Here is a 9168-nt window from a genome sequence, read left to right as displayed (position 1 = left end):
TCTTCACACAAATTGATATAGCGCGACCGAAGCCGGAGGCCGTATACCTTCGGCTTCACCCTTTCTTGTGGTACTTAATGAATGCATAGATAAATGTCCTTCCTGTCGCCACGGTCCGATCCAGCAGTTTCTTCAGTTGTTTTTCTTCTTCACTGTCTACCTGCCCGTCTTCCAGTGATTTATCCATAAACACAGCCAGTGCCCCCTGATTAGCCGCTACCTTGCTATGCAGGCGAAATAATTCGGGCTCATCCAGATCATCCGGATTGATTCTTTCCACCAGCAGCATTTCAGATTCTGTTGCAACATATTCGGCATACAGTTTCGTCCCGGAGACTTCCTGCATCGTCATCAGGTCGTGGTGATCGAAGAACCGGCAGCCGTTCTTCTCATAAAATCGGTTATTGAACGACGTAGCAGACATACCAAGCGCACCGGCCATAACTTCACGCCCACCATTAGTAGCGCTGCACATCTCTCTTACGACTTCTTTCAGTGATTCATTCTTCATTGCCTACTCGCTTTCAGGTTGGGTTGTAGTTAACCGTGCTTTTCAGTGCTGCTATGCTGATAAAGTGCAGGGTTGTACTTGAGTTTTCCGTTTGTGAGCCGCTCAATTTTCAAAGCTTGTTTTTCCGGAACAACGGATACCCACTGACACACCGCGCTATGGGAAATTCCCAAAACAAGTGCCGTTTTAGTTGTTCCGCCGAAATAGGCTAAAACTTGATTTTTATGCATGTATCACCCCTTAAAAAGTTAGCATACTTACAATATAAACTTGCAAGATACTTACGTCAATAAAATGTAAGCTTGCTTACATGAATAAGACGGGAGAAAGTTTATGAATACGCTCGGCGAGAGAATCAAATTTAGAAGGCGTCAGCTTAAAATGACCCAGAGAGATGTCGCCGAGTGTGTGGGTATCTCGGCATCGGCAGTTACCCAATGGGAAGGTGATTCCACAGGGCTGTCCAGTGAAAATCTTTTAAAATTATCTGCTGTGCTTCGTTGTTCGCCTCAATGGCTGCTTTTGGGTGAAGGTGAACTAGATCTTCCGTTTCCGCCATATGGCAATCATTACGCTCAAATTCCGGTGATTTCCTGGGTTCAGGCAGGAAACTGGACTGAGGTTATTAACCACCCAGATGCTAATTCTCTTCAATATGTTGATACATCAGCAAAAGTAAGCGGTAACGCCTTTGCATTAATTGTTAAGGGGCAGTCAATGACATCTACATCAGGTGATCTTAGTATTCCTGAGGGGGCAATTGTTGTAGTTGATCCCGATTTTGGATTTGTTGACGAAATGAACAATAAGATAATTATCGCGCAATTAAATGAATCCAATGAGGCCACCATAAAAAAATTCATTATAGATGGCCCCAATAGGTATCTTGCGCCCCTTAACCCCCAATTTAACCCAATACCAGTTAACGGCAATTGCCGACTTATAGGCCAAGTTAAGCAAATAATCATAAACTTAGACTAATATTCCACATCAGTTCAATCCCGCCCTATTTGCGGGATTTTTTTATGCCCACGAAAATAATGTTAGTAAGCTTATTTTTCTTCTTGACACAAAATGTAAGTTAACTAATATTATAAGCATGCAGACAACAGAACACTTAACAATTAGTGGAGTCTATATGCAAACCGAACCTACCATCACCAGTAATATGTCTGCCGACGATGTCGCTCAGTGGATCACAGAGAAAGCAAAGTCCATTAATCAGTTGCAGGTGCTCCGTGATTCGAGAGCAAGCCACCAGCGTTTAATTGAGCGCCTGGATAAAGAGATCGCTGAGTGGGAAGCCCGCTGTACTTTAACAGTACAACCGCAGTAACGGCTGCGTATCTGAATAACTGTGTGAAGAGTATCAATTAGTGTGGAGAGATAGACGTTATGACAACTGAAAATGAAAAAAGCAGCCAGGCAGTCGTTGACCCGGCTAATATGACAGGCGTCGAGTTATACGACTACCTGTCAAAGCGGTTTTACCCGCTCGTTCAATTCCACCAAAAAGCAGGTTTTGTTAATACTTTTGTTAGACAACTTGAGAACGAGGTGGCGGAAACACTTCATGTAGCTATTCCTGCTTTAGAAGTGGCCAACCAGTACCCAGAATCCAACCTCCAAAGGGATCTGTCTCAAAATCATCAGAAGCTACTGGCTCTGAGATATTTTTTAAGTAACTTTGAGCCGTTTCCGGAAGTAAAGCCTCGCTGAGTGGCTTCAGTAAAATAGTTAATTTCGCTTTATCGCTTAACCATGCAGCATCATTAGTGGCCGTGCATACCACGGTGTAGTCCACCAGCCGGCCGCCAATTTTTTACAAACATAAGTCCACCGGCGTAAATCGTCCTGCCGGATAGATACCTTGCATAACCGCTGGTGGACTTATTTTTGTGAATTATAAAAAAAGAAATAACCATTATTCCAGCACCAGGGAATTAATTACTTATAAAAAGTAACGGCTTTTTATTACCTAAATTGTGTGGAGAGATAAATGTCATATATAGCAACCAGTACCGGAAAACATATTGATTTCGTCAATATCACTCCGGATCAGATTTGTATCGAAGATATCGCGCGCGGCCTGTCAAATGAATGCCGGTTTGCCGGGCAACTGGAAAGTTTCTATTCCGTGGCTCAGCACTCTGTATATGTCAGCCAGATTGTACCGCCGGAATATGCACTGGAAGCCCTGCTGCACGATGCTGCTGAGGCGTATATCAAAGATATTCCCTCACCGCTGAAAGCCATGCTGCCGGACTACAAGGCCGTGGAAAAACGCATTGAAGCGGTTATCCGCGAGAAATTCGGCCTGCCGCCGGTAATGACAGTTGATGTTCACTATGCCGATCTGGTCATGTTGGCGACCGAAAAGCGGGACTTTGAAATAGACCCCGTCAATCACTGGCCGATGCTGGATTCAGCCCCATCACATGATGACATCATTATCCAGCCACTGACACCACCGCAGGCATATCACCAGTTTATGGCGCGGTTTGAAATGCTGATTTCTGGTAAACAACAAAAAACTATTTCATACATAAAACCAGAACGCGATCCTGATGGTTACTGGGTGCATCCAGATGTTCCTTGTTTAGAATCGAATCAGGAAATAGAGCAATGGTGCGATGAAAACAACCTTGAACACCAGGTGGTGTATTGCCAGAATGACATTGATAACTTCCACTCACTGTGGTTCAGCTATTTTGAAGAAGGTGATACCAATGTTTCAGCATGGGAACCAACAAAACCAGATGGTGATGGCTGGTTTATCGCCTGGATAGCAGACAATGAAGACGGCCCGATCTGTATGTGGGTTAGACCTAAAAACCTCTAATCGTATACGGCGATGTGTGGAGAGAAAATTATGAATACTGTATTTCTGTTAATGGCGGAGTTTGAAACATCTCAAATCCCGCTGGCAGTAGTTGCAAAGAAATTTCTGAATATGACCGAGTCATACGCAGATAAAAAAGCAAATTTAGGTGAGCTGCCATTTCCGGTTTACCGAGACACCACCAGCCAGAAATCGATCCGGATGGTACACGTTAGCGATCTGGCCGAATGGATTGAAACAGAAAGAGAAAAATCCAAAAAAGAGTTAACATTGATTCACAAGAATTGATTATAGCAAACATCTAAGTATATAAAAAACCGGCGTTACGCCGGTTTTTTATATACATCAATAAGCTAATGAAAACGTGTTATTCAACGGCAAAGAAAAATTATTCTTTTTTTGCATCTCATTCTTTCTTCGTTGGATCACTATAGCTATATTTTGGATTACTGACTTAGGTGCACCAATAATCTTAATGTTTTTTAATAAAAATTCATGACCGTACTTTACGGTTAATACACCAAATAATTCATCAGCATAAGATTCAGATATAGACTTAACATCTGAAAGGTCTAACAAAACCGGACTTACGCCATCAATTGCATTTTCGATTTGGTAACGTTTAGGTATGGCTAAACGACGTGAAGCCAAATCACCTCCAGGTAGCTTAATATTAACGTTACTCATTTTAGTCATCTCCACTTTGAAGCAGACTCATTATCTGAGACAGTTCATCACTTGTCTCACCTTCTACGGACTCAGGATTGCTATCGGTAGCAAGCTCTTCTAAACTGAGTCTACACGAAATTGCAACACCTTTCCAGTCGACAGGGAGAGAGTGGTAAGTCCTTACATCTCCAGAAACAACCAGACATACATCACCAGATGCTATCTGCAACTCTCCATTATACCTTTTTACGAGTTTGATCAGATGAGCCAATCCTAGTCCTTGATGATTATTATCACAATCCCTGATACTAACTCCAGAAGAAAATGCCTGCCCACTAAAATCCTTCGGAACACTTTGTTCCCAACCATCGTAATTATCTGCATGTTTAGAGGAATTTCCTTCCTGCAAACACCAATTTAATGCATCTCTGTGAGTTGTAATACCCAACTGTGCCGCTAACCCAGAACGCATTAACTCAGATAAAAAACCCAACCCATGATCTGCTAATGCAAATTCGATTACTTGGTCAGCCCAGTTGGATGGATTTTTACTTTTTTGTGCTAATGAAAATCCAGATGCTTTCCCATGCGACCAAACATTATCATGAAGTTCCCCAACTACGAATAATAGCTCCTGAAGTCCATGCGGTTCATTCTCACAGTTACTGACAAACGACCGAAGACAGCTATTGATACATGTTGTTGCAGAATCAACTTGATCTTCATCATAGAGATGGGTTAATCCACTATAATTTTTACCTTGGTTAACTCTAATTTGCTCATAGCCATCGTTACCCCATATTGCTTTATAATATTCTATAGCTTGGAGGTAACCAGATTGATTATCGTTAACAGTATAAAACTCACGCTCACTAATTTGATTTTTTTTACAAAATGCAGCTAAAACCGCTATAAATCCTGGGGATAGGTAGTTATTGGGCAAAGTAATACTGTTATATTCACTATCATAATGTACAGTTGGGATATCCTGTAACCCATCCAACAACATCAAGCCCATTATAAGCTCCGTATAATCATCAGGTAATTTAATGCATTATACTTTATTGTTTTTGCAATTAAAACTTTGCTTCTCAGCTCAGCACACCAATAGCACTCCACGAAATCATATCTTATTGATATTTATGAACAGTAAATCCCATCCAGCATCGGTGCCACGGAGAAACGGTTAAGGTTCTTATAGCCGCCAGTAGTGCGTAACTGCTGGTTTTCAGTGGTTTTTTCTGTTGGTGTGTTTTGGTGCATGGTGTATCCGGGATCTCAGTACATCAGTCAGAAAGAAAAACAAAGGCGGAGTATATCACAGAGGTATGATATCTCCGCTTTCTGCATCACGCCTGCCGCTGTTCCTTTTTACTCACCCGGTACGCATTCCATGCCAGCAGGGCGCCGCACAGCATAGTGACGGCCAGTGCAGTTTTCGGCGGTAAGGGTGATGCGATAGCAACCAGCGTCAGCACTGCGCCGCCCGCCATCTGCATAAACCCCACCAGTGCAGAGGCAACACCGGCGTTATCAGAATAAGGCTCCAGGGCATAGCTGGTTGCCGGTCCCATAATAAAGGCCAGCCCGGCACAGGCTGCGGCCACCGGCAGCATATAGATCAGCCAGTGATTCTGTATTTGTGCGGAGAACAGTACCGGGCTCAGTGCCAGCGCAATGCACCCCAACACCATCAGTACACCACCGGAAACCAGACAAACAGGCCGTCCGGCTCTGCGGATCACCCGGTTGGCGATCATACTGATCCCCATAATCCAAAATCCGTTAGCGCCGAACACAACCGAAAACTGTAACGGGCTGAGTGCCGCGTCGCCCATCAGTACCGCCGGAGCCAGGGAAACATACGTTAATACCATTCCCATTGTCCCGGCATTCACCAGGGAAAAGATCAAAAACCGCTTGCTGAACAACACAGAAACGAGGCTCTTCAGCGGGTTCTCTTTATGCTGAGCACTGCTTTCCGGCCGGGTTTCCGGCAGATATTTAGCCGTCAGAATCAGCAGAATAAAAGCATACAGCGCCAGGAAGCCAAAAGGCAGCCGCCAACCGTAATATTCCGCCATAATACCGCCCAGCAGCGGCGCCAGCGCCGGAACAATATTTAATGTCCCGTTTAAAAAGCCGAAAGCACGTGCCGCTTCGTTGCCGTTAAAGCAATCGCGGACACAGGTAAAAGCAACCACTGAGGTACAGCAGACACCCGCTCCCTGAATTAACCGGGAAGCGATAAACATCCCCGGAGTCACCGCAAAGGCAGCAGTCAGGGAACCGGCGATATACAATACCATGCCCGCCATCGCCATCGGTCTGCGGCCGAATTTATCCACCAGGTGACCGGAAATCAGCTGACCTGCGCCTAATACAAGAATAAACAACGAGATAGTTGACTGAATCAATGACTCACTGCTGCCCAGGCCTTTTGCAATTGCCGGAATAGCCGGTAAATAAAGATCAATACCCAATGGTCCCAATAACACGATAACTAACAATAAAAGCAATAAATTCCGCATACCGTTAAATTTCACTCATCACCTGACGACAGCAAAAAATACACGTAATTGTTGTTTTTTACAACCATCACTTATAACTAAACCTGTGAATTAAAAGAAAAAACAATGCTGTATATTTCATTATATAGTGAAATTACAATCAACCTGGATTTTTTATTTAATGAAGGAATAGATTTCCGCCAATATTACTTATTTTATAAGTAAACAAAATAACACATATCAATACAATTACTGACAAATATTATCGCCTGATTTTATGTATTTTATGGAAATATTCAGATATTTTAACCTTTGTATTTTCTCATAATACCCTCAGAGAATTTAACAAACTATCTTCAGCCATATTGTAAGACAACAATCACACTTCCGGGTTGTCTGTCATTCCGCTAAAGCATGAAAAGGTAGTTAAATCACCCATTTTGAACTCAAAATCAGCATCAATATCTTTATATTAGGTATAATCCCGACTAAATATCAGAATATTCCGCTTACTCATCATTCATGTAAGATGTTAAAAACCGGGTATTCTTTGTAACAACATGAAATCGCTGAGGTTATAGTGTTAATACGTAGTATTCTCGTCTTTATTGTTTATTATTTGTTGCTTTTTTGTATCTATTACATATTAAAAGGGTATCGATTATACTTTTTAAAGAAACTATTTGAGGAAATAAATACGTCAAGTTAAATTTTAACATTATTAATGACAACCGTTTATCTTCATAATTTATGACAATATATGATAAATATGAGTTGGCAATGTTTATTGGCGGCAAAATAAAATGTCAGCGACTGAAAAACTGTCTGACAGGTAAAGAGCTTTCAATAAAAATTAATATCTCACAACAGCAGTTATCCCGTTATGAAACGGGAGCAAGCTTAATTCCTCTGGATAAACTGTTAATGCTTGCAGACGTCCTGAATATTAGTGTTAGTTATTTTTTTGATGAAATGGGTTGTGATGAAGAATAAGTTTAATTTGACAAACATTAATATATTATTGTTTAACCAGACTGACAGATGATAATGAGTAATAAAACAGATAATAACCTGAACACCAGCATTAATGAGATGTACAAGCTTATCGGCGGGCAAATCCGCAAAATGCGCAGGATCACCGGAGTCACATCAACAGAACTGGGCAATCTGATTGGTGTATCACAACAGCAAATCTCCCGTTACGAAATCGGCAGCACAAAAATTTCACTGGAAATTATTCTGAGGATCTCCCAGGTCTTCGGCGTCTCCCCTTACTACTTTATAGAAGACAGTCTGCTGTTCTTTACCCGCCAGCACCTGCCGGATGATGATAACGTTATCCCCCGCAGTACCGACGCCGGTGTAAATACGGAGCCGGAGACCCGGCCACCGGAACACTGAGTGTGTGACAGCACCGCTGATGCGGTGCTGTCTATTTATACCGGCTGAGTGGTTACATCCAGCCACTGTGCGTTTGTCAGTTCCGCCAGCCGCGCAGGTGTCAGCCGGACAGCGGAATTAGCCGACCCCGCCGCAGGTAATACCGTGTCATACTCACGGAGTGAATGATCCGCATAAACGGTCAGCGGTACCGGCAGCCCGAACGGACAGACTCCCCCGACCGGATGGCCGGTGAAATGCACCACTTCCTCTGCATTCAGCATTTTGGCCTTGCAGCCGAACTGTGTTTTGAATTTTTTATTATCCAGCCGGGCGTCCCCTGCCATCACAATCAGAATCGCGCTGTCATCCGTCAGCTTAAAAGAGAGTGTTTTGCAGATCTGACTGGGGCCGACACCATGAACTTCTGCTGCCTGAGTGACAGTGGCAGTCGGCTGTGTGGTCTCAATAATCGTGACATCCGGGGCATGCGTGCCGAACCAGGCACGAACCGTTTCGATACTCATTCAGGACTCCGTTTTATTATCGTGTGCTTTTTATGTGTTTGCACCAACAGCTCACCATAATTTGCCCTGAATTGGCAGCCCTTTTTTGACAAAATAGCGCGGATACCGGTTATTCTGCCGGAATTCATGTTAGAGTGAGCTGTTCATATATTTATTGATTAGCGGAAGGTGATGTCATGCAATCTGTTGATATTCAGACTTTATTAAAAAAAGCAGAAGCGCTGTGTCTGTCACGCAGTGTGCGCATGACGTCTCAGCGAAAGTCGATTCTGCAGCTGATTGCCGGCCAGCCCGGAGCCATCAGTGCTTATGAGCTGCTGGATCTGCTGCGCGAAACCGAGCCGCAGGCAAAACCGCCGACAATCTACCGCGGTCTGGAATTTCTGCTGGAGCAGGGATTTATCCACAAAATTGAGTCCACCAACAGCTTTGTGATGTGCCCGCATTTTGATAAACCCAGCCATACTTCAGTACTGTTTATCTGCGATCGCTGTAACAGTGTGACAGAGCGGGACGGAGAGGCGATTGATTCACAAATCACTCAGTTGGCGGATGCCGCGCAATTTCATATCCGCCACAGTGTGATTGAGGCGCACGGATACTGCCGCCCTTGTTATGATATTGAATCCTGCACCCGCAGAGATAAATGCCTGCATGACCATGAACATGACGAACCGCGTAAACGCGGACGCTGAAAAACAAAAACCACAGTGTCCGTCTCCGGCGTAC

The 9168-nt window shown here is 43.6% G+C and carries 14 protein-coding genes and 1 pseudogene; 8 read left to right on the top strand and 7 right to left on the bottom strand.

All coding sequences use genetic code 11. The features are described from left to right. Window positions 1-55: 55 nt before the first annotated feature. Window positions 56-511, bottom strand: coding sequence for a YmfL family putative regulatory protein (locus HMPREF3119_RS15250; protein ID WP_025155134.1), 456 nt, complete (start codon window positions 509-511; stop codon window positions 56-58). 29 nt (window positions 512-540) lie between these two features. After that, the gene (locus HMPREF3119_RS15245; protein ID WP_070580219.1) at window positions 541-741 is read right to left on the bottom strand and encodes a Cro/CI family transcriptional regulator; all 201 of its coding nucleotides are present in this window, start codon (window positions 739-741) and stop codon (window positions 541-543) included. A gap of 103 nt (window positions 742-844) precedes the next feature. Between HMPREF3119_RS15245 and HMPREF3119_RS15240 the strand changes: the two genes are divergently transcribed. The 5 genes and pseudogenes from HMPREF3119_RS15240 to HMPREF3119_RS15220 all read left to right on the top strand — a co-directional run bounded on the left by HMPREF3119_RS15240 (window position 845) and on the right by HMPREF3119_RS15220 (window position 3641). Continuing rightward, entirely contained in the window at window positions 845-1492 is a 648-nt protein-coding gene (locus HMPREF3119_RS15240; RefSeq protein ID WP_070580217.1) for a LexA family protein, read from the top strand. A gap of 157 nt (window positions 1493-1649) precedes the next feature. Further along, entirely contained in the window at window positions 1650-1847 is a 198-nt protein-coding gene (locus HMPREF3119_RS15235) for a hypothetical protein (RefSeq protein WP_070580215.1), read from the top strand. Between the two features lie 59 nt (window positions 1848-1906). Then, entirely contained in the window at window positions 1907-2230 is a 324-nt protein-coding gene (locus tag HMPREF3119_RS15230) for a hypothetical protein (protein WP_070580213.1), read from the top strand. A 280-nt stretch (window positions 2231-2510) separates the two neighbouring features. Next, window positions 2511-3026, top strand: a pseudogene (locus tag HMPREF3119_RS18910) (hypothetical protein); the annotation flags it as partial. Window positions 3027-3383: 357 nt separating this feature from the next. After that, on the top strand, window positions 3384-3641 hold the full coding sequence (locus tag HMPREF3119_RS15220) for a pyocin activator PrtN family protein (protein ID WP_070580209.1): 258 nt from the start codon (window positions 3384-3386) through the stop codon (window positions 3639-3641). A 57-nt stretch (window positions 3642-3698) separates the two neighbouring features. Here HMPREF3119_RS15220 and HMPREF3119_RS15215 read toward each other — a convergent pair whose 3' ends face one another. From HMPREF3119_RS15215 to HMPREF3119_RS15205, 4 genes are all read right to left on the bottom strand, one after another. Then, window positions 3699-4040: an STAS-like domain-containing protein gene (locus HMPREF3119_RS15215; protein WP_070580221.1), complete on the bottom strand. Its 342-nt coding sequence runs from the start codon at window positions 4038-4040 to the stop codon at window positions 3699-3701. Window position 4041: 1 nt separating this feature from the next. Continuing rightward, a complete protein-coding gene (locus tag HMPREF3119_RS15210) occupies window positions 4042-5040 on the bottom strand; it encodes a hypothetical protein (protein WP_070580207.1) in 999 nt (332 codons plus the stop codon). A gap of 122 nt (window positions 5041-5162) precedes the next feature. Then, window positions 5163-5285 (bottom strand): hypothetical protein, encoded by a 123-nt coding sequence (locus HMPREF3119_RS19960; protein ID WP_256389895.1) that lies wholly within the window; start codon window positions 5283-5285, stop codon window positions 5163-5165. 86 nt (window positions 5286-5371) lie between these two features. Beyond that, entirely contained in the window at window positions 5372-6553 is a 1182-nt protein-coding gene (locus HMPREF3119_RS15205; protein WP_049242193.1) for a multidrug effflux MFS transporter, read from the bottom strand. A 759-nt stretch (window positions 6554-7312) separates the two neighbouring features. Between HMPREF3119_RS15205 and HMPREF3119_RS15200 the strand changes: the two genes are divergently transcribed. Both HMPREF3119_RS15200 and HMPREF3119_RS15195 read left to right on the top strand, forming a co-directional pair. Beyond that, a complete protein-coding gene (locus HMPREF3119_RS15200; protein WP_004241538.1) occupies window positions 7313-7525 on the top strand; it encodes a helix-turn-helix domain-containing protein in 213 nt (70 codons plus the stop codon). 54 nt (window positions 7526-7579) lie between these two features. After that, the gene (locus HMPREF3119_RS15195; RefSeq protein ID WP_004241537.1) at window positions 7580-7933 is read left to right on the top strand and encodes a helix-turn-helix domain-containing protein; all 354 of its coding nucleotides are present in this window, start codon (window positions 7580-7582) and stop codon (window positions 7931-7933) included. A 35-nt stretch (window positions 7934-7968) separates the two neighbouring features. On the opposite strand, the gene HMPREF3119_RS15190 is transcribed toward HMPREF3119_RS15195, so the two are convergent. After that, the gene (locus HMPREF3119_RS15190; protein WP_070580205.1) at window positions 7969-8439 is read right to left on the bottom strand and encodes a YbaK/EbsC family protein; all 471 of its coding nucleotides are present in this window, start codon (window positions 8437-8439) and stop codon (window positions 7969-7971) included. 176 nt (window positions 8440-8615) lie between these two features. Between HMPREF3119_RS15190 and zur the strand changes: the two genes are divergently transcribed. Next, window positions 8616-9134: a zinc uptake transcriptional repressor Zur gene (zur, locus tag HMPREF3119_RS15185; RefSeq protein WP_004238269.1), complete on the top strand. Its 519-nt coding sequence runs from the start codon at window positions 8616-8618 to the stop codon at window positions 9132-9134. Window positions 9135-9168 lie beyond the last annotated feature (34 nt).

It is taken from the genome of Morganella sp. HMSC11D09 (assembly GCF_001807955.1).
Classification (GTDB): Bacteria; Pseudomonadota; Gammaproteobacteria; order Enterobacterales; family Enterobacteriaceae; genus Morganella; species Morganella morganii.
This window is presented reverse-complemented; position numbering and strand designations above follow the sequence as displayed.

What these genes read in the sequence shown, in the direction of transcription:
- HMPREF3119_RS15250 (WP_025155134.1), bottom strand. Translation starts at nt 511, where the DNA reads ATGAAGAATGAATCACTGAAAGAAGTCGTAAGAGAGATGTGCAGCGCT.
- HMPREF3119_RS15245 (WP_070580219.1), bottom strand. Translation starts at nt 741, where the DNA reads ATGCATAAAAATCAAGTTTTAGCCTATTTCGGCGGAACAACTAAAACG.
- HMPREF3119_RS15240 (WP_070580217.1), top strand. Translation starts at nt 845, where the DNA reads ATGAATACGCTCGGCGAGAGAATCAAATTTAGAAGGCGTCAGCTTAAA.
- HMPREF3119_RS15235 (WP_070580215.1), top strand. Translation starts at nt 1,650, where the DNA reads ATGCAAACCGAACCTACCATCACCAGTAATATGTCTGCCGACGATGTC.
- HMPREF3119_RS15230 (WP_070580213.1), top strand. Translation starts at nt 1,907, where the DNA reads ATGACAACTGAAAATGAAAAAAGCAGCCAGGCAGTCGTTGACCCGGCT.
- HMPREF3119_RS15220 (WP_070580209.1), top strand. Translation starts at nt 3,384, where the DNA reads ATGAATACTGTATTTCTGTTAATGGCGGAGTTTGAAACATCTCAAATC.
- HMPREF3119_RS15215 (WP_070580221.1), bottom strand. Translation starts at nt 4,040, where the DNA reads ATGAGTAACGTTAATATTAAGCTACCTGGAGGTGATTTGGCTTCACGT.
- HMPREF3119_RS15210 (WP_070580207.1), bottom strand. Translation starts at nt 5,040, where the DNA reads ATGGGCTTGATGTTGTTGGATGGGTTACAGGATATCCCAACTGTACAT.
- HMPREF3119_RS19960 (WP_256389895.1), bottom strand. Translation starts at nt 5,285, where the DNA reads ATGCACCAAAACACACCAACAGAAAAAACCACTGAAAACCAGCAGTTA.
- HMPREF3119_RS15205 (WP_049242193.1), bottom strand. Translation starts at nt 6,553, where the DNA reads ATGCGGAATTTATTGCTTTTATTGTTAGTTATCGTGTTATTGGGACCA.
- HMPREF3119_RS15200 (WP_004241538.1), top strand. Translation starts at nt 7,313, where the DNA reads ATGTTTATTGGCGGCAAAATAAAATGTCAGCGACTGAAAAACTGTCTG.
- HMPREF3119_RS15195 (WP_004241537.1), top strand. Translation starts at nt 7,580, where the DNA reads ATGAGTAATAAAACAGATAATAACCTGAACACCAGCATTAATGAGATG.
- HMPREF3119_RS15190 (WP_070580205.1), bottom strand. Translation starts at nt 8,439, where the DNA reads ATGAGTATCGAAACGGTTCGTGCCTGGTTCGGCACGCATGCCCCGGAT.
- zur (WP_004238269.1), top strand. Translation starts at nt 8,616, where the DNA reads ATGCAATCTGTTGATATTCAGACTTTATTAAAAAAAGCAGAAGCGCTG.